Annotated in this window: 22 protein-coding genes and 1 pseudogene; 3 read left to right on the forward strand and 20 right to left on the reverse strand. The window is 41.8% G+C overall.

The window, feature by feature from the left end; genetic code table 11:
* Positions 1 to 56 precede the first annotated feature (56 nt).
* Both holA and B7709_RS09015 read right to left on the reverse strand, forming a co-directional pair.
* Positions 57 to 1,094 carry a DNA polymerase III subunit delta gene (gene holA / locus B7709_RS09010; RefSeq protein WP_084972503.1) on the reverse strand — a complete coding sequence of 346 codons (1,038 nt, stop codon included), beginning with the start codon at positions 1,092 to 1,094 and terminating at the stop codon, positions 57 to 59.
* A 32-nt stretch (positions 1,095 to 1,126) separates the two neighbouring features.
* Positions 1,127 to 2,062 (reverse strand): dihydroorotate oxidase, encoded by a 936-nt coding sequence (locus tag B7709_RS09015; RefSeq protein WP_084972504.1) that lies wholly within the window; start codon positions 2,060 to 2,062, stop codon positions 1,127 to 1,129.
* Positions 2,063 to 2,267: 205 nt separating this feature from the next.
* Here B7709_RS09015 and gdhA point away from each other — a divergent pair, with 205 nt between their 5' ends.
* The gene (gene gdhA, locus B7709_RS09020; RefSeq protein WP_000199516.1) at positions 2,268 to 3,614 is read left to right on the forward strand and encodes an NADP-specific glutamate dehydrogenase; all 1,347 of its coding nucleotides are present in this window, start codon (positions 2,268 to 2,270) and stop codon (positions 3,612 to 3,614) included.
* Positions 3,615 to 3,644: 30 nt separating this feature from the next.
* The gene (locus B7709_RS09025; RefSeq protein WP_084972505.1) at positions 3,645 to 4,130 is read left to right on the forward strand and encodes a GNAT family N-acetyltransferase; all 486 of its coding nucleotides are present in this window, start codon (positions 3,645 to 3,647) and stop codon (positions 4,128 to 4,130) included.
* A gap of 145 nt (positions 4,131 to 4,275) precedes the next feature.
* On the opposite strand, the gene B7709_RS09030 is transcribed toward B7709_RS09025, so the two are convergent.
* From B7709_RS09030 to budA, 11 genes and pseudogenes are all read right to left on the reverse strand, one after another.
* Complete coding sequence (locus tag B7709_RS09030) at positions 4,276 to 4,920, reverse strand: TetR/AcrR family transcriptional regulator (protein ID WP_084972506.1); 645 nt, start codon at positions 4,918 to 4,920, stop codon at positions 4,276 to 4,278.
* Between the two features lie 16 nt (positions 4,921 to 4,936).
* Positions 4,937 to 5,941: an NADP-dependent oxidoreductase gene (locus tag B7709_RS09035; protein ID WP_084972507.1), complete on the reverse strand. Its 1,005-nt coding sequence runs from the start codon at positions 5,939 to 5,941 to the stop codon at positions 4,937 to 4,939.
* A 214-nt stretch (positions 5,942 to 6,155) separates the two neighbouring features.
* The gene (locus tag B7709_RS09040; protein WP_084972508.1) at positions 6,156 to 6,524 is read right to left on the reverse strand and encodes an EXLDI protein; all 369 of its coding nucleotides are present in this window, start codon (positions 6,522 to 6,524) and stop codon (positions 6,156 to 6,158) included.
* A 62-nt stretch (positions 6,525 to 6,586) separates the two neighbouring features.
* A pseudogene (locus B7709_RS09045) lies at positions 6,587 to 6,817 on the reverse strand (DUF2268 domain-containing putative Zn-dependent protease); the annotation flags it as partial.
* 63 nt (positions 6,818 to 6,880) lie between these two features.
* On the reverse strand, positions 6,881 to 7,951 hold the full coding sequence (locus B7709_RS09050) for an ABC transporter substrate-binding protein (RefSeq protein ID WP_084972509.1): 1,071 nt from the start codon (positions 7,949 to 7,951) through the stop codon (positions 6,881 to 6,883).
* Positions 7,948 to 8,721 carry an ABC transporter permease gene (locus tag B7709_RS09055; RefSeq protein ID WP_084972510.1) on the reverse strand — a complete coding sequence of 258 codons (774 nt, stop codon included), beginning with the start codon at positions 8,719 to 8,721 and terminating at the stop codon, positions 7,948 to 7,950. The genes B7709_RS09050 and B7709_RS09055 overlap by 4 nt, the downstream gene beginning before the upstream one ends.
* Positions 8,718 to 9,524 carry an ABC transporter permease gene (locus B7709_RS09060; protein ID WP_084972511.1) on the reverse strand — a complete coding sequence of 269 codons (807 nt, stop codon included), beginning with the start codon at positions 9,522 to 9,524 and terminating at the stop codon, positions 8,718 to 8,720. Before B7709_RS09060 ends, B7709_RS09055 begins: the two co-directional genes overlap by 4 nt.
* Positions 9,505 to 10,662, reverse strand: coding sequence for an ABC transporter ATP-binding protein (locus tag B7709_RS09065; protein ID WP_000742901.1), 1,158 nt, complete (start codon positions 10,660 to 10,662; stop codon positions 9,505 to 9,507). The genes B7709_RS09060 and B7709_RS09065 overlap by 20 nt, the downstream gene beginning before the upstream one ends.
* A gap of 159 nt (positions 10,663 to 10,821) precedes the next feature.
* Complete coding sequence (gene murB, locus B7709_RS09070) at positions 10,822 to 11,727, reverse strand: UDP-N-acetylmuramate dehydrogenase (RefSeq protein ID WP_084972512.1); 906 nt, start codon at positions 11,725 to 11,727, stop codon at positions 10,822 to 10,824.
* 110 nt (positions 11,728 to 11,837) lie between these two features.
* Positions 11,838 to 12,593 (reverse strand): YhfC family intramembrane metalloprotease, encoded by a 756-nt coding sequence (locus tag B7709_RS09075; RefSeq protein ID WP_084972513.1) that lies wholly within the window; start codon positions 12,591 to 12,593, stop codon positions 11,838 to 11,840.
* Between the two features lie 9 nt (positions 12,594 to 12,602).
* The gene (budA, locus tag B7709_RS09080) at positions 12,603 to 13,334 is read right to left on the reverse strand and encodes an acetolactate decarboxylase (RefSeq protein WP_084972514.1); all 732 of its coding nucleotides are present in this window, start codon (positions 13,332 to 13,334) and stop codon (positions 12,603 to 12,605) included.
* Between the two features lie 145 nt (positions 13,335 to 13,479).
* Here budA and B7709_RS09085 point away from each other — a divergent pair, with 145 nt between their 5' ends.
* Positions 13,480 to 14,751 (forward strand): aminotransferase-like domain-containing protein, encoded by a 1,272-nt coding sequence (locus tag B7709_RS09085; protein WP_084972515.1) that lies wholly within the window; start codon positions 13,480 to 13,482, stop codon positions 14,749 to 14,751.
* A gap of 21 nt (positions 14,752 to 14,772) precedes the next feature.
* Here the strand turns inward: B7709_RS09085 and B7709_RS09090 are convergent, their stop codons facing one another.
* From B7709_RS09090 to B7709_RS09120, 7 genes are all read right to left on the reverse strand, one after another.
* Entirely contained in the window at positions 14,773 to 15,588 is an 816-nt protein-coding gene (locus tag B7709_RS09090; RefSeq protein WP_084972516.1) for an ABC transporter substrate-binding protein, read from the reverse strand.
* A gap of 159 nt (positions 15,589 to 15,747) precedes the next feature.
* Positions 15,748 to 16,401: a phosphate signaling complex protein PhoU gene (phoU, locus tag B7709_RS09095; RefSeq protein ID WP_084972517.1), complete on the reverse strand. Its 654-nt coding sequence runs from the start codon at positions 16,399 to 16,401 to the stop codon at positions 15,748 to 15,750.
* A gap of 11 nt (positions 16,402 to 16,412) precedes the next feature.
* Positions 16,413 to 17,171 (reverse strand): phosphate ABC transporter ATP-binding protein PstB, encoded by a 759-nt coding sequence (gene pstB / locus B7709_RS09100; protein WP_049538316.1) that lies wholly within the window; start codon positions 17,169 to 17,171, stop codon positions 16,413 to 16,415.
* A gap of 12 nt (positions 17,172 to 17,183) precedes the next feature.
* Positions 17,184 to 17,987 carry a phosphate ABC transporter ATP-binding protein PstB gene (gene pstB / locus B7709_RS09105; protein ID WP_049495126.1) on the reverse strand — a complete coding sequence of 268 codons (804 nt, stop codon included), beginning with the start codon at positions 17,985 to 17,987 and terminating at the stop codon, positions 17,184 to 17,186.
* Positions 17,988 to 17,997: 10 nt separating this feature from the next.
* Positions 17,998 to 18,882, reverse strand: coding sequence for a phosphate ABC transporter permease PstA (gene pstA, locus B7709_RS09110; RefSeq protein ID WP_084972518.1), 885 nt, complete (start codon positions 18,880 to 18,882; stop codon positions 17,998 to 18,000).
* A complete protein-coding gene (gene pstC / locus B7709_RS09115; protein ID WP_084972519.1) occupies positions 18,872 to 19,789 on the reverse strand; it encodes a phosphate ABC transporter permease subunit PstC in 918 nt (305 codons plus the stop codon). The genes pstA and pstC overlap by 11 nt, the downstream gene beginning before the upstream one ends.
* On the reverse strand, positions 19,789 to 20,667 hold the full coding sequence (locus B7709_RS09120; RefSeq protein ID WP_084972520.1) for a phosphate ABC transporter substrate-binding protein PstS: 879 nt from the start codon (positions 20,665 to 20,667) through the stop codon (positions 19,789 to 19,791). Before B7709_RS09120 ends, pstC begins: the two co-directional genes overlap by 1 nt.
* Positions 20,668 to 20,684: the final 17 nt, after the last annotated feature.

A 20,684-nucleotide genomic window follows, 5' to 3' on the forward strand; every position in this document is an offset into this window, starting at 1 on the left:
TTTTCTTTCTATAAGAAAATGATAACGCAATCATCCTCTTTTTTCAAGTTTTTTGCTCAATTTGCCTCTGCCGCGATCTGCAAAAGTGCCTTTTCAAACAGATACCCCTTTTCATAGACACCTGTCTTAATCTGGTAGTCTGTTTCAATCAAATAAGAAATCGCTTGCTTGAGAAAATCTAAGGAAATCCCTCTCGAATCTCTCAGTGCAAACTTGATTTGATAAGGATTAGGGTTGCGCCCCAAGTAAGTTCCCAGACTGCTTGCAATCTGCGATTCCGTCTGACCAGATTCTGATAAAATCTTCACTTGGGTAAAGGTGCGGAACTGTCCTAACATGACAGCTATGAGCTTGATTTCATCTTCCCCTTGCAAGGTCAAGTCTCTAACCAAGTCACGGGCCTGATCAATTTTCTTAGCTAAAATAAACTGAGTCAAATCAAAAATATTGTCCTGCAGAGTCTTAGGAATAGCTTCGACAATGTCCTTCTCCTCTATCATGCCATCTGACTTATAAGACTGTAAAAAAAGGAGATTTTTCTGGATTTCACTAAATTGAAAACCAGATTTGATAAGTAGATTTTCAAAGGATTTCCCCACAAACTGCAGACCTTGTGTCTGACTCCATTTTTGGAAATACTGGCGCAATTCTTGTTCTTTGGGTTCAATAGCATCAAAGACAGTAGCATCTCGTTTGAGCAATTTGACCAGCCGTCTCTTACTGTCCAGTTTCCCTTCCGCAAATATCAATAACTTGGTTGTTGGTGAAGGATTGTCAAGGTATTCCTCAAATGACTTGAGTTCATCATCTGTTAAAAACCGTTTCTTGGCTGTTGTGATATCGACAAAATGGTCTAATATCACGATTTTCTCATCCGCAAAGAAAGGGAGACTAACCAGCTCCAACTCTAAGTCTTTATAAGCTACTTCTTTCATATCAAAGTAAGCAAAATTGAGATCAGCTGGATCATAACCAATCTGTTTCAACACTTGACTCTTCATAACTTCAAACTGGCCCTGATCTGTCCCTGTAAATAGATTCAGACTAGATAAATTTGATAGAGATACCTTTTGACTCTCTTCTATGGCTAGCATCTTCTCTCCTTTCTTCTGATTTTTTATTAAACTTAATCAATATAGCGCAATTTCCCACGGAAATCTTCTAGGTTCTCGTACCCTTTTTCCGCCATAATAGCTTTCAGTTCATTGGTAATGCGTTCAAAAGAACCCACGCCTTCTTTATGGAGCGTCGTTCCAACCTGCACCATACTCGCACCGCAAAGGATATGTTCAAAGGCATCACGCCCCGTTAAAACGCCACCCGTTCCGATGATTTGGATTTGCGGATTTAAACGTTGATAAAAGGCGTGCACATTAGCAAGAGCAGTCGGCTTGATATACTCTCCACCAATGCCACCAAAACCATTCTTAGGACGAATCACGACAGACTCGTCTTCTATATAAAGGCCGTTTCCGATAGAGTTAACACAGTTAACAAACTTGAGCGGGTATTTGTTGAAAATAGCTGCCGCTTGATCAAAGTGAACAATATCAAAATAAGGTGGCAATTTGATCCCAAGAGGTTTGGTAAAGTAGGCAAAGACTTCTGCCAAAATACGGTCAGTTGTCTCAAAATCATAGGCAATCTGAGGTTTTCCTGGAACATTTGGACAAGAGAGATTAAGCTCTGTCAGTCCTTTGAATTCACTCTCTTGAACTTTTTTCAAGATGGTATGTGTTTCTTCTGGAGACATGCCGACTAGGGAAAGGAAAAAAGTTCGGTTTGGCTCTTTTTCCTGCAAGTCCAAAAGATAGTTCAGATAGTAGTCTAAGCCATTATTTGGTAAGCCCATGGAGTTGATAGAACCAAGTGGAACATCCTGGTATCGTGGCTCAGGATTGCCCTGACGAAAGTCCAAGGTCGCAGTCTTCGTAACAAAAGTACCCGCCGCTGAGTTTTTGACCCCTTCAAGCTCTTCTATCGTCATACAAGCCACACCCGCTGCATTCATCAAGCAATTGTCAAACTCAAAGCCAGCTATTTGTGTTTTCGTTGATACCATGATTCTGATCCTCCAGATTCCTTTTATTTCTAATATTATACCATACTTTAAGATTTTCTCTTTGAGAAACTAATTTCTATATAAAACGTTCGGTTTTGTAAATTGAAAGAATTTTTAGAAAATTTCTGTTTTTTTCTTTACACTCAAAAAAAATTCTGCTATAATGGCTCATGTAATAAAATATAACAACAAAAAGGAGAACGATATGACATCTGCTAAAGACTATATCCAAAGCGTGTTTGCAACTGTGAAAGCTCGTAACGGGCATGAGGCTGAATTTCTCCAGGCGGTTGAAGAATTCTTCAGCACTTTGGAACCTGTATTTGAAAAACACCCTGAGTACATCGAAGAAAACATCTTGGCACGTATCACTGAGCCTGAGCGAGTGATTTCTTTCCGTGTTCCTTGGGTTGACCGTGATGGAAAAGTCCAAGTCAACCGTGGTTACCGTGTTCAATTTAACTCAGCTGTTGGACCATATAAAGGCGGACTTCGTTTCCACCCAACTGTAAACCAAGGAATCTTGAAATTCCTCGGTTTCGAACAAATCTTTAAAAACGTCTTGACTGGACTTCCAATCGGTGGAGGTAAAGGGGGGTCAGACTTCGATCCTAAAGGTAAGACTGATGCTGAAGTGATGCGCTTCTGCCAAAGCTTTATGACAGAATTGCAAAAATACATCGGACCATCTCTTGACGTACCTGCTGGTGATATCGGTGTTGGTGGACGTGAAATTGGTTACCTATACGGACAATACAAACGTCTTAACCAATTTGATGCGGGTGTCTTGACTGGTAAACCTCTTGGATTTGGTGGTAGCTTGATTCGTCCAGAAGCAACTGGTTATGGTTTGGTTTACTACACTGAAGAAATGCTCAAAGCTAATGGTAACAGTTTTGCTGGTAAGAAAGTGGTTATTTCAGGTTCTGGTAACGTAGCTCAATATGCTCTTCAAAAAGCGACTGAACTTGGCGCTACTGTTATCTCTGTATCTGACTCAAATGGTTATGTCATCGACGAAAATGGTATTGACTTCGATCTTTTGGTTGATGTTAAAGAAAAACGCCGTGCTCGTTTGACTGAGTATGCAGCTGAGAAAGCAACTGCTACTTACCATGAAGGTTCTGTATGGACTTACGCTGGAAACTACGACATCGCTCTTCCATGTGCGACTCAAAACGAAATCAACGGTGAAGCAGCTAAACGTTTGGTTGCTCAAGGCGTTATCTGTGTATCTGAAGGTGCTAACATGCCTAGTGACCTTGATGCGATTAAAGTCTACAAAGAAAACGGAATCCTTTACGGACCTGCCAAAGCTGCCAACGCTGGTGGTGTTGCTGTATCAGCGCTTGAAATGAGCCAAAACAGCCTTCGCCTTTCATGGACCCGTGAAGAAGTTGATGGACGCCTCAAAGACATCATGACCAACATCTTCAACACAGCTAAAACAACTGCTGAAACATACGGACTTGGTACCGACTACCTTGCAGGAGCAAATATCGCTGCCTTCGAAAACGTAGCAAACGCTATGATTGCACAAGGTATTGTTTAATTAGTCAATACATCTTATCGGAGGGCTATCATGAACTTACGGCCAATGGAAGTGAGAGACAATTCAGCTGTAGCGCAGCTCATTCGAGCCAGCCTAGAAGAATTCGGGCTTGACAAACCTGGAACTGTCTACTTTGATTCTCATCTAGATCATTTGGCCGACTACTATCAACAGCAAGAGAGAGCAGCTTACTTTGTTCTGGAAGATGAAGATCAGCTGGTTGGCTGCGGTGGCTTTGCACCTGTGTCCGATAAGATTGCTGAATTACAAAAACTTTATGTCACTAAAAATAGCCGTGGCAAAGGTTATTCCAGTAGGTTGATAAAGCGGATATTCCAGGAAGCCCATCTATCTGGTTATGAACAGCTTTATCTAGAAACCTCTACTGAACTGGCTACTGCTGTGGCCATCTATCAGCACTATGGTTTCACATCACTGCAAGAACCACTTTCTAACGCTGCCGGCCACCCTGCTATGAATATCTGGATGATAAAATCCCTCTCATCAGATGAATAGATGGCAGTATACTAATGTAGCCAATGCTATGATAGTAAAGGTATTGTTTCAATTTATTTTTCAATCCTCAATCGCTCTGATTGGGGATTTTTGTATTAGTTTTAAAAAAGCCCACTATTTCTAATAGTAAGCTTAAAATCAAGATCTATTTTACCTCTACTAAGGCAAAAGACAGGCATTCAACTATTTCATTTACTGTTTCATCTATGTCTAGGTCCTCATTATCATTCAACATCATTGGAAGAGCATAAGAAAGACTCAAAACCAAAATATAGCGAACAATTCTTTCATTAGACCAATCTCGGATAACACCATTTTCTTTAAACTGATTCAGAACTGGACTAATTGGCTTAATGATAGAGTGAATAATGACATTCCCTAACTGGTCAGAAATAGCTTTATCAATAAAAGAACGACTCAAAAGAATTTTAACTTGCATTTGATTCTCCTGAATGAAAACCAGTCTATCTCGAACAATGCTTCTCAAAAATAGCGGAAAAGACTCTTGGTTTGCTGTAAATTTCTTCTCAGAAAAATCAGCAATCATATCTGGAATAACCTGTTCGAGAAAAGTTGACAGAATAGCTTCTAAGATGCCTTCCTTAGTTTTAAAGTAACTAAAAACTGTCCCTTCTGAAACTCCAGCCTCCTTAGAAATAAGGCTAGCTGTTGTATTTTCAAAGCCAATTTCTGAAAATAGCTTTAGACTTGATAACAATACTTGACATTGTTTTAAACTCAAGTTGCTATTTTCTAATGTCTGAGCATACTTTTGTTCTAAACTTTCCATTGCTGGCACCTCTCTGCTACTCTCTTACTTTTACAACCTTCTTACCTCGAGTATGTCCCGACTTCAGGCTACGATATGCCTCTCTAACTGACTTTAGAGAAAAATCATAAACCTGGTCAATATTCAGCCGAACCTTCCCATCTGAGACCATTTCCGCTAGAGTGTTAAAATCATCATATGTAGAATGTCTCGGACCCGTGAACTGAGCTCCTCTTATCATAACATATGGTGAAGGTACTAGCGTTCCAATAGCCGTGCCCTTCAATCCTAAACTGAAAGCCAATTTAACATAATCACTTCCATAGCAATCCAAGAATTTTGTAATTGGCTTTGTACTTGCTGATAGAAGAGCATTCTGGATGTTCTCTTCGTAAGCTACTGGTATGGCACCTAAGGACTTCAGATATTCTGAATTTTTCCTACTTGCAATTCCAATAACTGTAGCACCCTTAGCAACTGCATACTGTACTGCGATACTTCCAATACCACCTGCTGCTGCTGAAATAACTACAACATCTTTAGAGTTTAGCTCAATCTTTCTAAAAGCACCTCCCACTGTTAGAGAGGCTACACCCATAGTAGCTGCATGGTTCATATCAATCATCTCTGGTTTCAACACAATTTCTGATTCATTGACACAAACTTCTGTTGCCAAAGCTCCCCTCTTGGTCCCCAATCCAGGGTCACTGATCATTGTTCCAAAAACCTTATCCCCTACTGCAAACCGACTTACTCCTTCACCAACTTCTGTGATAACTCCAGCAAAATCCCGACCAACACCTCTTGGAAAAAGAGATGATTTTGACTCAAACCAACGACTTGGCTTCCTGAGTTTTGTCATAAAAGATAGAAATCGGAGTGGCTTTGCACCTTCAAAAGTCTTATAATCAATAGGATTTAAACCAACTGCATGAACTTCTACCCTAACTTGATTCACTTTCAAAGAATCAGATTTAATGTTCACTAAATCTAACACTTCTTCATCACCGAAACGACTATATTGTATTGCTTGAACAACCATTGTATGAACTCCTTTACACATCTACAAAATTGAGTGAGCACTCAATCATTTTTCCTTGATTATACACTTATTCTTCATAGATTTCAACTATACTGTTTCCAAAACTTCTAACTAAGTTAGCTGTTCATGATAAAAATAGATCTATTTTCTCTTATGAAAGATTATCAAACTATAAATTAGAGAAATCCGACTGCTTATGAAAGCAGTCGGATTTTTATATATCTAATTTTTCAAAAAATTTGCCTGCAGACTGCTTTTCTTTTAGCTTCTCCAGCAGCTCATTTTCCAGAAAAGGACTTAGTTCGTCAAAATCTTGGCAAACCTTAAAGACAGTTTCTCCGTCCAACTGGCCATAAGCTAGTTCGTAATAGTCCTTATTATGATGCCAGTTCTGGTCATAGTTGACGTCTGTACGTTGATAGTAAACAATGTTTTGCTTCGGAGTCAGGTAAAGCTTCTGCGTCAGAATGCTTTTCTGATCTTTGGACAGCTTGCTACGACTGAAAATCTTAACACCTTGAAAAATCTTGTGCTCATGAATACCTTGATTTGTGACTTTTAATTCAACTCTTTTATAGTGCATATAGTTACCTCCAGAAATTACCTACATTATATCAAACTCTGGCAGATTTGCAAGCAAAAGTGTCATTTCCAAAAGTCTTTCGTCGCCTCTAAAATCTCTTCTGTAGGCGTCACTGTAGCCTCAATAATGTTCTTGCCAGTCTTTTTCAGATAGGCTTGTATCAGATGATAGCCATAAGCATAGCCTGCAGCATAGGGCATTCCAACCGGTATTTGACCTTGAATCTCAGCAATTTCATCACCGTAAAGATAAGGAGCCATTTCCGCCATACCTGTTAGCTGAAGCTGACTAGAAAAGTAAAAAACAATAGAATCGGATTTTAACTCATTCTACTGTTTTTTCTTTATTCTATCTTTCTACTTCCGATACATTTTAAACTGTAGGAAGAAATCGCTATATTTGCCTGTCCATTTATGGTCAAACTTCTCATAAACTTCTAGGTGTTTCATGGTATCAGCGTCTGGATAGAAGGCCTTATCTTCCTGGGTCTCCTCTGGGAGCATTTCCTTGGCTGGTAGGTTTGGTGTTGAGTAGCCCACATACTCCGCATTTTTCAGAGCATTTTCAGGTTTCAACATAAAGTTGATAAAGGCATAAGCTGCATCTTGGTTTTTCACGGTTTTTGGGATGACTATGTTATCAAACCAGAGGTTGCTGGCCTCAGTCGGGACGACATACTTGAGGTTAGGATTTTTCTCCAACATCTGGCTGGCTTCCCCTGAGAAGGTCACCCCGATAGCAGCATTGTTCTGAATCATGTAACCTTTCATCTCGTCCGCCACAATGGCCTTGATATTTGGAGTCAGTTTGTAGAGTTTGTTTACCGTTTCCTCCAACTGCTGAGGATCCTTTGAGTTGAGGCTGTAACCGAGCGAGTTAAGCCCGAGCCCCAGCACCTCACGTGCCCCATCAAAGAGCATGATAGAATCCTTATATTCTGGCCTCCAGAGGTCATCCCAATGCTCAGGCGCCTCATCTACCATGGTTTCGTTGTAGACAATTCCCAAAGTACCCCAGAAATAAGGAATGGAGAATTTATTACCCGGGTCAAAAGACTGGTTGAGGAACTCAGGTCCGATATTTTCGATTCCTTCAATTTTTGAATAATCAAGAGGAACCAAGAGGTCTTCGTCCTTCATCTTGTTAATCATGTATTCACTCGGGATGGCAATATCGTAGGTTGTTCCCCCTTGCTTAATCTTGGTATACATGGCTTCGTTGGAATCAAAGGTCTCATACTGGACTTGGATTCCTGTTTCTTCTGTAAATTTCTCCAAGAGTTCTGGATCAATATAGTCCCCCCAGTTGTAGATAACCAATTTTTGACTATCTCGACTGTTTATTTTACTATCTAGATGATGAGCAATTCCCCACAAGACAAGGATAATTGCTGCAATTCCTGCTAAAAATGAATAGAGTTTTTTCATGCTTGCTCCTCCTTCTCACGAGAGATAAAGTAATAGCCAACAACCAGGATAATACTAAAAAGAAAGACAAGGGCAGAGAGGGCATTGATTTCTAGCGAAATTCCCTTACGAGCACGAGAGTATATCTCGACTGACAGGGTTGAAAAGCCATTTCCCGTCACAAAGAAGGTCACAGCAAAGTCATCCAGCGAATAAGTAAAGGCCATGAAATAACCTGCAATAATAGACGGAGTCAGGTAAGGAAGCATGATTTCCTTGAACATCTGAAACTGGCTGGCACCAAGGTCATAAGCCGCATGAATCATGTCATCATTCATCTCCTTGAGACGAGGCAAGACCATCAAGACCACGATAGGGATGGAAAAGGCCACGTGACTAGATAGAACCGTCAAAAAACCAAGAGAAAACTTAAGCTGGGTAAAGAGAATCAAGAAGCTAGCACCAATCATAACGTCAGGCGCAACCATGAGGATATTATTAAGCGATAGAAAGGCTTCTTGGTATTTCTTACGAGACTGATAGATATAGATGGCTCCGAAAGTCCCGATAATGGTCGCAATCAAGGCCGATAGAAAGGCCAAGAAGAAGGTTTGGGTGAGGATCAACATGAGACGACCGTCACCAAACATGGTTTTAAAATGGTTCAGGCTAAAGCCTGTAAAGCTGTTCATATCATCGCCAGCATTAAAGGCATAGCCAATCAAGTAAAAAATTGGCAAATAAAGGATGATAAAGACAAAGGCTAGGTAGAGATTGGCAAATTTTTTCATCGTTCTCTCCTTTCCTTGGTCACCCACATAGTGATAAACATGGTCAGGATGAGAATCACACCGATGGTTGAACCCATACCATAGTTGTCATTGGTTAGAAAATTCTGCTCAATGGCCGTCCCCAAAGTAATCACTCGGTTACCCCCAATCAAACGTGTCAGCATGAAGAGGCTCAAGCTGGGGATAAAGACAGACTGAACCCCACTTCTCACTCCATTCATCGATAGAGGGAAGATGACATGGCGGAAGGTTTCCCACTTGGTCGCACCGAGGTCATAGCTGGCATTGATGAGGTTGTTGTCCATATCATCCAAAACATTGAAGATCGGTAAAATCATAAAGGGAAGCTCGATATAGCTTGCGACAAAGATAAAGGAGAAATCCGTAAAGAGCAACTGCTGAGCACCGATTCCGATAAATTCCAAGAATTGGTTAATAGAGCCATTCTGCCCAAAAATTCCGATAAAGGCATAGGTCTTAAGGAGTAGGTTGATCCAAGTAGGCAGGATAATCAGCATGAGCCAGAGTTGACGATGCTTGAGACGAGTCAAAAAGAGGGCTGTAGGGTAACTGATTAAAAGCGTCACCAGAGTCACAATCCCTGCATAAAGCACAGAGTTGAAGCTCATTTTAAGGTAGGTCAAGTTTTGTGACGCAAAGTAAGATTTATAGTTTTCTAAACTAAACTGCCCTTCAATGTTGAAAAAGGATTGACCGAAAATCAAGACCAAGGGTGCGAGAACAAAGAGGGCAATCCAAAGCATGTAGGGCACTACAAAGAGTTTAGAGGTTGTTTTCTTCATCTCTTTCCTCCTCGATCGCATTAATCAGACCTGCTTCTTGCTCTTCGATTTCTACATACTCCTCGATACGAGCATCGAACTCTTCTTCGGTTTCGTTGAGACGCATGATGTGGATATCTTCTGGTTCAAAGTCCAGACCGATTTCCTCACCCACAATGGCCTTACGAGTCGAGTGGATCATCCATTCATTTCCGAGTTCGTCATAGGCGATGATCTCATAGTGAACCCCACGGAAGAGCTGGGTATCAACCTTGACTTGGAGCTTGCCTTCTTCAGGAAGGGTAATGCGCAAGTCCTCTGGACGAATGACAACCTCAACTGGCTCATTTGGCTTCATCCCCCCATCGACCGCTTCAAAGCGTTTGCCATTAAACTCAACCAAGTAGTCCTCAATCATGGTTCCTGGCAAGATGTTGGACTCACCGATAAATGTGGCAACAAAGTGGTTGATCGGCTCATCGTAGATGTCCACAGGCGTTCCAGACTGAACAATCTCGCCATCATTCATAACGAAAATCCAGTCACTCATAGCCAGGGCTTCTTCCTGATCGTGAGTGACAAAGACAAAGGTAATCCCCAATCGTTGTTGCAGTTCACGCAGTTCGTACTGCATGTCTGTTCGCAACTTCAAATCCAGCGCTGACAAGGGCTCATCCAGCAAGACCACACGGGGTTGGTTAATGATGGCACGGGCAATGGCCACACGCTGACGTTGTCCTCCAGAGAGTTTACGAATGGAACGTTTTTCATAACCTTCCAACTGAACCATCTTGAGAACTTCCGCTACACGCTGCTCAATTTCTTTCTTGTCAATCTTACGCAAGCGGAGCGGAAAGGCAACATTTTCAAACACATTCATATGTGGAAACAAGGCATAGGATTGGAAAACCGTATGGACGTCTCGCTTGTTGGTTGGGATGTCGTTGATCCGTACCCCATCCAGTAAAATATCCCCTGTCGTCGCATCCAGTAAACCTGCAATGATATTCAGAATGGTTGATTTTCCTGAACCAGATGCGCCTAGTAGAGTATAGAACTTTCCTTCTTCCAACTCAAAGTTGATATCTTTGAGAACCTTGGTGTTGCTGTCTTCAAAAACTTTAGAGACGTTTTTGAATTCAATAATTGGTTTTTTCAATTGTCATAAATTCCTTCTTTTTCATAAATTAACAGATCCGGGCTCTGTCAGGCCGCTACTACCTCGTGTAGGAGATTAAACTGCCTACATACTTCTGCACTAACGATAGGCTTTCACCCCCTTTACAATGGTTATAGCAGCAATTTTTCTATCCAAACCTTATTCCTTCTCACCCAAAATACGGACTTCCCTCTCAAGGGTAACACCTGAGTGTTCCTTAACTTTTTCAATCACAGACTCAATCAAGTCCTCGTAGTCTTTGGCCGTTCCGTCAGCAATATTGATCATGAAACCAGCATGCTTTTCAGATACTTCAACACCACCGATACGATAGCCTTTCAAACCAGCCTCTGAAATCAACTGACCTGCAAAATGCCCCACTGGACGCTTAAATACTGAGCCACAAGATGGGTACTCTAGAGGTTGTTTGAGTTCGCGAAGGTGCGTCAAGCGATCCATCTCTTGTTTGATAACCTGATGGGTTCCTGGAGCTAGAGCAAATTTAGCTGACAAGACAATGGCCCCAGAATCCTGAATAGCTGAATGGCGGTAACCAAAAGCTAAATCCTTGGCAGACAAGGTCTCGATTTCCCCTTCCTTGGTCAAAATTTGACAAGACTGCAAGATATGAGCAATCTCTCCTCCGTAGGCACCCGCATTCATAAAGACAGCGCCTCCGATGCTTCCCGGAATCCCGCAAGCAAATTCAAAACCAGTCAAACTATGACGAAGGGCAATACGTGTTGTCTCAATCAAATTAGCACCAGCTTCTGCCTCAATAGTGTAACCATCAACTGAAACGTTGTTGAGCTTGTCACACAAGATGACAAAACCACGGATTCCACCTTCACGAACGATGATATTGCTGGCATTTCCTAGCACCATCCAAGGAATATTCTCTTGATTGGCAAATTGGACGACACGCGCCATCTCATAGCGATTACGTGGCAAAACTAGGTAATCCGCTCGACCTCCAACCTTGGTATAGGTATAGGTCTTCAAGGGTTCCTTGAAACGAATATCAATTCCTTCTAATTGTTCTTGTATTTTAGTTACTAATGTCATATCTCTCATCCTTTTGTAAAGTCATTTCATTATACCATTTTTAAAAGCTTTTGACGAACCGAAAAATGGAAGTGTCAAAGCATCGCATAAAAAAAGAGGTAAACCTCTTTTTATGATGATTTTTTCCAAAATGTAGATTTTGTTAGCCAAACAAAGGCCAGTACTTCTACAAGGAGAATGCCCTCCACTACAAGTGGATTTGAAATCCATCCCACTTGAGATAAGGCTGGAGCCAAGTCAAACAAGGCATGGAAACCATAGGCTGCAACGAGATAGATCCATTTCTTCTGGCGGACACTTTGATAGACCCAAATAGAGAGACCAATTTGCAGAACCAGAGCCAGCACACGCTCAACTCCTAGTAAATAAACCTGCCACACAGAAAGAGACTGAACCGTTTCGAGTGTAGTCTTTGGAAGAAGATTGGCCACATCAGTATTTGAAGACTGGATGACTGAAAAGAGGATCAACAAACTGATCAGACTTCCCATCCCAAGATAGAGCAACTCCAAACCTCCATGTCCCAAGCCGTAAGCCAAAGCGTCTTTCTCTTCTAGACTTCTCTTTTTCTCCAACCATTTAAAAAAGACAAGGCGGGCAGTTTCCTCAAAAAGGGCAGCCATGGCAATCGCGTAAAAAACATATAGGAAGGGTTGCTCCTGCATGAGCGAAATCGTTCCATCTTTTTGTGGTTGAAGAACTAGAACGTGAACCAGCTTCTCTAACACTTGAGACGAAACGAAAAATGCGATTGCCCCCAAACCCATGACTGCAAGAGAAATCTTAAAGCGTTTTTTGGCGTACCAAGTCCCACCTACTAGGACTAAAACCAAAGCGATCATAGTAAGAATAATATGTAGTGTCATCTTTTTCTCCTATTCTGACTTGTCAATGTCTTTCTTCATCTCATCAACGTTAAATTTCGCAAATAAATACTGGCGATCTTGGACTGGAAAACGTTGGTCCAACTGATCGACTGCTCCAACCTCGATCATTCCTTCTTTGATAACAAAGTCCATCACATGCCCACCAAAGGTCAAATCATCTGAGATAAAATGCAAATGGTAGCCTGCCACACTCACCCCATGGAAAATCTCCGGTGTCCAAAATCCAACGATGGTTCCCGATACATTTTCACGACTATATTCAGGCTGATGGGTAGCAACCTCAGCAAACTTGGTGTCAGGTGTGGATTTAGGAATCATCCGTACATGCATGTGGGCGAATTCACCATGAATCTTGATGGAACGAAAGAGATTTTCCCCATCATAGTAGGACTCAATCCGCTTTTCTAATTCCTTGTCCGTCATCTCAAAGCGCTGGCGGAAAATCACTTCTGCCTGATGGGGGACCACTGCCGCATAAGGGATAAGGGCATCAGAAGCAACTTCTACAATTTCAGGTTGCTCCCCTGAACCTTTGGCTTGATAAGCCTTGCCATCAAGAACAATCAACTCCCCATCAATCGAATCAAGGGTTCCCAAACCAAGGTCACCATGCTCCAACAATTCTCCCACTGTCATGGTTCCGCCATAGAGACCAGCCATTAGAGCACCTAGAGTATTGTATTGAAATAATTTTACCGGTTCCTGCACTTTTCTATCCATTCTCTTTCTTATCTTCTTTTCAATAAATCATCATACTTTCTAAGTATACCATATTTGTTCCTAGTTGTGAAAGGGAGAAATGCTTTTCCTATTGCCAAGTAGGCAAAAAAAAGGTACAATGTAACAAAATCAAAGGAGGTCTGGAATGACGAAGCAAAGCAAGTACCAAGCAGTTGTTTCCTTTCTAAAAAAAGGTATTGAATCAGGAAAATTTCCAACTGGTAGCAGACTTCCCTCCATCCGTCAACTGAGTCTGGACTTCCATTGTAGCAAGGACACTGTCCAACGAGCCCTGCTAGAATTGCGCCATGAACAATACCTCTATGCCAAGCCCCAAAGTGGCTACTATGTTCTAGAACAAGGTCAGCATCAAGACCTGGAAATAGAAGTCACTGACGAACATGCCAGTGCTTATGACGATTTCAGACTCTGTGTCAATGAAACACTGATTGGAAGAGAAAACTACCTCTTCAACTACTATGACAACCAAGAAGGCCTAGAGGAACTTAGACAGTCTGTCCATCAACTTCTTTTCAACCAAGCCCTCTACTGCAAACCCGACCAACTGGTTCTGACTTCGGGCACTCAGCAAGCTCTCTTTATCCTTTCTCAGATTGATTTTCCTAGCAAGGGAGAGGAGATTTTAGTTGAACAGCCGACTTACCACCGAATGAACCGCCTCTTGGTCGCTCAGGGATTGGCCTACCAGACCATTGAACGTCGAATAGATGGGATTGACCTTGACGAACTAGAAGAACAGTTCAAATCTGGAAAAATCAAGTTCTTCTATACCATTCCTCGCTACCACTATCCTCTTGGACATTCCTATTCTGATCAGGAAAAAAGGGCCATTCTAGATCTAGCAAACCAGTATGGAGTATACATTGTCGAGGATGACTATTTAGGAGACTTAGACCCTAAAAAAGGTCAGACCTTCCACTATTTGGATACTGAGGATCGGGTCATTTATATTAAGTCCTTCTCAACCAGCCTCTTTCCAGCCCTTCGTATCACCGCTCTCATTCTCCCAAATGCCCTAAAAGAGACCTTTGTTTCCTACAAAAATATCTTGGACTATGATAGTAATCTCATCATGCAAAAGGCTCTCTCTCTGTACATCGATAGTCAGTTATTTGAAAAAAATCGACTGGCTCGACTGACCCTTCAAGAGAACTATCAGACTCGGATAAAGGAAGTACTTAAAAAAAACACCTGTCCCTTGCCCTACTATCCTCTACACGATGGCCTTCTCCTTGATTTGAGAAATTATCCTAAAATTGCCAGTTTAAAGCATAGCTCACTCAAACTAGACTTCTTTGAAGAGGCTTATTTGGAAGCCTGTCCTTATCAGTTTGCCAAAGTCTCTCTCGAAAATCTAGAAGCACTATTACAATACATAAAAGCAGAATTGGATTAAAGTCCAACTCTGCTTTCTTTTTTATTGTTCAACTTCTGTTAGTTTCGCTGCTTTTTCTAGATAGGTTTGATACGTTCCATCATCTTTTAGTTTTTGGATAACCTTATCTACTACTGCTTTCAAGTCTGATTGATTCTTCTTGATGGCAACGGCATTGGCTTCGCCATCTTTCATCGTCAAAGTAGCTGTCGCAACGACAAGGTCTGAGTTTTTACCTGCGTAACTAAGAGCCACTGGTTCATCCATATGAACAGCATCTACTTTTCCAGCCTGTAATTCATTGACTGCTTCACCCATATTGGTCAAGGATGTCAATTGGGCATTTGGCAATTGTTCCTTCACCATAGTTTCTGGAACGGTTCCCTTTTGAGCTGCGATATTTGCACTTGCTAGGTTTGAAAGATCCTTGTATTTGTCTAAATCGGCTTTTCTAACCAAGAAACTCATCTTGTTTTCATAGTAAGGAATTGAAAAGTCAAAGACTTCCTTTCTCTCATCGGTGGCACTAATTCCTGCAATAGCCAAGTCAGCCTTTCCAGTTTGAAGACTAGTCAAGACATTGTCAAAACTCATACTAGAGATTTCAAGCTTAACTCCAAGTTCATCCGCAATCGCTTGGGCCATATCAATATCTGCACCAACCACTTGGTTTTTACCATCTACCAAGGATTGGAATTCAAATGGTGCATAGTCTGGACTAGTCGCCACAACTAGCTTCCCTTTTTGTTTGATAGCATCCACAGCAGACTGGGAACTATCCGTACTTGATTGACAAGCTACTAAAATCATGCTGGCTAGCACGCTACACACTACTAACATCCATTTCTTCAACTTCATAAATAAACGACCTTTCTGTTATTTCTGAATAATTATAACTCTTTTAAAAATAGTTGTCAACACTTTCTAGAATTTTCATTTCAAAAAATTCCTTTTTATTCAAAAATAAAGACTAATCCGAGTTAATTAGCCTTTTTTATTGCATATTTAAACCATTTCTTAGAGTTCGACAATCTTACCTGTTTCAAAGTAAACAACCCATTCACAGATATTTTTTGCGTAGTCCCCGATACGTTCCAAGAAGGAAATGACCTGGAAGTAATCACGGCCTGTAACGATAGCTTCAGGATTTTTCTTGATTTCCTCTGTAGCTAAATCACGGATGCTATCAAAGTAATGGTTGATTTTTTCGTCCATAGCCGCTACTTCATATGCTTGATCCACAGAACCGTTCAGATAAAGATCTAGAGCTGCTTCGACAAAGTCTTTCACGTCGCGTCCCATCTTTTTGATTTCTTCTTCAACGGCGGGGATGCGTTGCTCTCCCTTCATGCGAATAGTTGCTTCAGCGATAGACACTGCATGGTCTCCCATGCGTTCCAAATCGGATACGGCCTTGAGAACTGTCAAGACAGTACGAAGGTCTTGCGAAACAGGTTGTTGAAGAGCAATCATTTCAAATGATTTCTTTTCTAGTTTCACTTCATATTCATTTATCTCTGCATCTTCCTCGATAACTTCTTTTGCCAAATCACGGTCATGCGTGACAAAGGCACGCACTGTACGATTGATTTGTGAGAGCACTTCTTGTCCCATGGCGTAGAACTGGTTGTGCAATTTCTCCAAATCTTCTTCAAATTGAGATCGTAACATCATTCAACTCCTTATCCAAATTTTCCTGTAATATAATCTTCTGTTTCCTTGTTTTGTGGGTCTAGGAACATCTTCTTAGTATCGTTAAACTCAATCAAATCCCCATCGAGGAAAAATCCTGTTTTATCAGAGATACGTGAGGCCTGTTGCATCGAACGCGTTACCAAGAGCATGGTGTATTTATCTTTCAGACCATACAAGGTTTCCTCAATCTTACCAGCCGATATAGGATCCAAAGCTGAAGTTGGTTCATCTAATAGGATGATTTTCGGGCTAGTTGCCAAAACACGGGCAACACAGACACGTTGCTGTTGACCTCCTGAAAGACCAATGGCTGAATCATGCAAACGATCCTTAACTTCATCCCAGATGGAAGCACGTTGCAAGGCCTTTTCTACTGCTTCATCAAGGACTTGTTTATCCTTGACTCCATTGATACGTAGTCCGTAAACAACATTTTCGTAGATAGACATAGGGAATGGATTGGGCTGTTGGAAAACCATGCCGATTTCCTTACGTAATTCAACCGTATCAGTACGCGGACTGTAGATATTGTGACCATTATAAATCACTGTTCCAGTTGTTGTCACCTCAGGATTTAAATCACCCATGCGGTTGATGGCTTTGAGCAGGGTGGACTTTCCTGATCCAGATGGACCAATCAGGGCTGTAATTTCCTTAGGTTGAAAAGAAAGGGAAACACTATTCAAGGCCTTCTTTTTGTTGTAATAAACGGATAGGTCTTTAACCTGCAAAATCGGTTCTGTCATACTGTTTCCTTTCTAACCAAAGTGTCCTGTTACATAGTCATTGGTTGACTGTAACTTAGCATTTTGGAAAATATTGGATGTCTTATCATACTCAATCAAATCGCCCAAGTAGAAAAATCCAGTGTAGTCACTTGCACGGGCAGCCTGCTGCATACTGTGGGTAACGATAATGATGGTAAAATCCTTCTTCAATTCCAACATGGTTTCTTCCAGCTGGGCTGTCGCAATTGGATCCAAGGCTGACGCTGGCTCATCCATCAAGAGGATATCTGGTTTAACAGAGATAGCTCGCGCGATACAAAGCCGTTGCTGTTGGCCTCCAGACAGGGTCAAGGCTGACTTGTGCAAATCATCTTTGACCTGGTCCCAAAGGGCAGCTTGACGTAGAGAGGTTTCGACAATTTCATCAAGGACTTTCTTGTCCTTAACTCCTGCACGTTCATGGGCAAAAGTGATGTTACGGTAGATAGACTTGGCAAATGGATTTGGCCGTTGGAAGACCATTCCGATGTGCTTGCGCATCTCATATACATTGATTTCTGGACGGTTGACATCAATCCCTTGATAGAGGATTTGACCAGTTACCTTAGCGATGTCAATGGTATCATTCATCCGATTGAGACTGCGAAGGTAGGTTGATTTCCCAGATCCAGATGGACCAATTAAGGCTGTAATTTTATTTTTTTCAAATTGCATATCGATGCCCTTGATGGATTCATTTTTACCATAGTAAACATGTAAATCCTTGGTTGAGAGGGCCACTTTTTCTTCAGGGAAGGTGATGATATGCTTTTCATCCCAGTTATATTTTGACATGGCTTCTCCTTTAGGCAGCAGTTAATTTCTTGTGTAAATAGCTTCCGAGTTTGCGAGCTCCAAAGTTAAAGATCAAGATAAAGATGAGGAGCACAGCGGCAGAACCTGCTGATACGATAGTAGCATCAGGAATGGTTCCTTCACTGTTGACCTTCCAGATGTGGACCGCCAAGGTTTCTGCTTGACGGAAGATCGAGATAGGGCTAGTAACACTGAGGATATTCCAGTTAGACCAGTCAAGGGCTGGAGCAGATTGTCCTGCCGTATAGATAAGAGCGGCGGCCTCACCAAAGATACGGCCAGATGCCAAGACAACACCCGTTACGATACCTGGTAGGGCTTCCGGAATAACAACATGAACAACTGTCTCCCAACGAGAAATTCCAAGAGCCAAGCCAGCCTCACGTTGCGTATGGTGAACGTGTCTCAAACTATCTTCGACATTCCGAGTCATCTGAGGCAGGTTAAAGACCGTTAAGGCCAAGGCACCTGAAATGATGGAAAATCCATACTCAAACTGGACTACAAAAATCAAGTAACCAAAGAGACCTACAACGACTGACGGTAGAGAAGACAAAATCTCAATACAGGTACGAATAAAATTGGTCACAGGCCCTTTTTTTGCATATTCAGCTAGGAAAATCCCAGCCCCCATAGATAATGGTACAGAGATAATCAAAGTAATGACTAAAAGGAAGAAGGAATTATAAAGCTGAATCCCGATACCTCCGCCTGCTTGATAGGAGGAAGATTTCCCAGTCAAGAAGGACCAAGAGATGTGTGGTAACCCTCGAACCAGGATATAGAGAATCAAGGACGCCAAGATGGTCACGATGATACCCGAGATGCTATAGAGGACAGCTGTTGCAAGTTTATCTAATTTCTTAGCGTGCATAGTTTTTCTTTCCTCTTTCTTTCGTAATCAATTTAATCACACTGTTAAAGGCCAAACTCATCAAGAGCAATACCAAGGCCAGTGACCAGAGTACGTTATTATCAACTGTACCCATGACGGTATTTCCGATACCCATAGTCAAAACAGAAGTCAAAGTCGCAGCTGGTGTTGTTAGCGAAGTTGGGATAACTGCTGAGTTTCCGACAACCATCTGAATAGCAAGAGCTTCACCAAAGGCACGTGCCATCCCAAAGACTACTGCTGTAAAAATACCTGAACGCGCTGCTTTCAAGGTCACACGCCAGATGGTTTGCCAACGAGTCGCTCCCATAGCCAAACTGGCTTCACGGTAGTGACGAGGCACAGCACGCAAACTGTCTGTTGTCATAAAGGTTACAGTAGGTAGGATCATGACAAAGAGAACAAAAATCCCTGACAAGATTCCAAAACCAGTTCCACCAAAGATACTACGAACAAATGGAACCACAACCTGCAAACCGATAAATCCATAGACAACTGAAGGAATCCCGACGAGGAGTTCAATGGCCGGTTGCAACACTTTTGCACCCTTTGGTGATACTTCTGTCATAAAGACTGCAGCTCCAATGGCAAAGGGAGTTGCGATGAGGGCTGATAAAATCGTCACAATAAAGGAACCCAAAATCATCGGAAGGGCACCGAATTGTTTCCCAGAAGGATTCCAAGTTTGTCCAAAGAGGAAATCAAAGATGTTGATCCCATTGACAAAGAAGGTCGACAAGCCTTTCTGCGCTACAAAAATCAAAATCATCGCCACAATGATGACAATCAAAGAAAGACAAGCGAAGGTCAATCCTTTACCAAACTTCTCAAGACGAGAGTTCTTTGAAGGAGAGAGTAATTTTTTAGATAATTCTTCTTGATTCATTATTGACCTCCTTCTACTGCTGTAACGGTACCTGAAGCATCCTTTTGGACTTTCATTTCATTGATAGAGATATAGCCCATACCCTTAACAATTCCATTTTGGGCTTCATCTGAAAGGACGAAATTCAGAAATTCAGCAGCTAACTCATTTGGCTGACCAAGTGTGTACATATGTTCATAAGACCACAAAGGCCAGTTGTTGGTCGTTACATTTTCAGACGTAGGCTCGTACCCATTCAGTTTCATACTTTTCACTGAGTCATCTACATAGGCAAAAGCAAGATAAGAAATGGCTCCTGGAGTTTGGGAGACAATTGACTTAACCATCCCATTAGAATCCTGTTCTTGGCTCTGCATAGCTGCTTGACCATTCATTACGACATTGTCAAAGGTTGCTCGCGAACCAGAACTTGCTGCTCGGTTGATAATCGAAATCGCCAGGTCTTTGCCACCAACCTCTTTCCAGTTGGTCACTTCACCGGTAAATATTTTACGAAGTTGCTCAGTTGTGAGATTTTCAACATCTACCTCCTTGTTTACAATCACTGCCAGACCAGCTACTGCAACCTTATGGTCCACAAGCGCTGAAGCATCAATACCATCTTTTTCCTCAGCAAAAACGTCAGAGTTGCCAATATCAACCGCTCCAGACTGCACTTGTGAGAGTCCTGTTCCAGAACCTCCACCTTGAACGTTGACTGTTTTTCCGATATTTTTTGAACCAAATTCGTCAGCTGCGGCTTCGACCAGAGGCTGAAGGGCAGTTGAACCGACGGCTGTCATGGTTTCTCCACGATCAATCCAGCTTGCACATCCTGCTAGAGAACCTACAAGCAAAAGTGTCGCAAGAGATAGGACAAGCTTCTTTCTTTTTTTCACTGTTTTTCTCCTTGAAC

The sequence above is a fragment of the Streptococcus oralis subsp. dentisani genome (assembly GCF_002096335.1).
Lineage (GTDB): Bacteria > Bacillota > Bacilli > Lactobacillales > Streptococcaceae > Streptococcus > Streptococcus oralis_Z.

Bases quoted from the DNA above. Each gene is read 5' to 3' on its own strand.
- B7709_RS09050 (WP_084972509.1), bottom strand. From the start codon at position 7,951: ATGAAAAAACTCTATTCATTTTTAGCAGGAATTGCAGCAATTATCCTT.
- budA (WP_084972514.1), bottom strand. From the start codon at position 13,334: ATGGATAGAAAAGTGCAGGAACCGGTAAAATTATTTCAATACAATACT.
- B7709_RS09090 (WP_084972516.1), bottom strand. From the start codon at position 15,588: ATGAAGTTGAAGAAATGGATGTTAGTAGTGTGTAGCGTGCTAGCCAGC.
- B7709_RS09025 (WP_084972505.1), top strand. From the start codon at position 3,645: ATGAACTTACGGCCAATGGAAGTGAGAGACAATTCAGCTGTAGCGCAG.
- B7709_RS09015 (WP_084972504.1), bottom strand. From the start codon at position 2,062: ATGGTATCAACGAAAACACAAATAGCTGGCTTTGAGTTTGACAATTGC.
- phoU (WP_084972517.1), bottom strand. From the start codon at position 16,401: ATGTTACGATCTCAATTTGAAGAAGATTTGGAGAAATTGCACAACCAG.
- B7709_RS09060 (WP_084972511.1), bottom strand. From the start codon at position 9,524: ATGAAGAAAACAACCTCTAAACTCTTTGTAGTGCCCTACATGCTTTGG.
- pstC (WP_084972519.1), bottom strand. From the start codon at position 19,789: ATGAATCAAGAAGAATTATCTAAAAAATTACTCTCTCCTTCAAAGAAC.
- B7709_RS09035 (WP_084972507.1), bottom strand. From the start codon at position 5,941: ATGGTTGTTCAAGCAATACAATATAGTCGTTTCGGTGATGAAGAAGTG.
- pstB (WP_049538316.1), bottom strand. From the start codon at position 17,171: ATGACAGAACCGATTTTGCAGGTTAAAGACCTATCCGTTTATTACAAC.
- B7709_RS09085 (WP_084972515.1), top strand. From the start codon at position 13,480: ATGACGAAGCAAAGCAAGTACCAAGCAGTTGTTTCCTTTCTAAAAAAA.
- holA (WP_084972503.1), bottom strand. From the start codon at position 1,094: ATGCTAGCCATAGAAGAGAGTCAAAAGGTATCTCTATCAAATTTATCT.
- pstA (WP_084972518.1), bottom strand. From the start codon at position 18,882: ATGCACGCTAAGAAATTAGATAAACTTGCAACAGCTGTCCTCTATAGC.
- murB (WP_084972512.1), bottom strand. From the start codon at position 11,727: ATGACATTAGTAACTAAAATACAAGAACAATTAGAAGGAATTGATATT.
- B7709_RS09075 (WP_084972513.1), bottom strand. From the start codon at position 12,593: ATGACACTACATATTATTCTTACTATGATCGCTTTGGTTTTAGTCCTA.
- B7709_RS09040 (WP_084972508.1), bottom strand. From the start codon at position 6,524: ATGCACTATAAAAGAGTTGAATTAAAAGTCACAAATCAAGGTATTCAT.
- pstB (WP_049495126.1), bottom strand. From the start codon at position 17,987: ATGTCAAAATATAACTGGGATGAAAAGCATATCATCACCTTCCCTGAA.
- B7709_RS09030 (WP_084972506.1), bottom strand. From the start codon at position 4,920: ATGGAAAGTTTAGAACAAAAGTATGCTCAGACATTAGAAAATAGCAAC.
- gdhA (WP_000199516.1), top strand. From the start codon at position 2,268: ATGACATCTGCTAAAGACTATATCCAAAGCGTGTTTGCAACTGTGAAA.
- B7709_RS09055 (WP_084972510.1), bottom strand. From the start codon at position 8,721: ATGAAAAAATTTGCCAATCTCTACCTAGCCTTTGTCTTTATCATCCTT.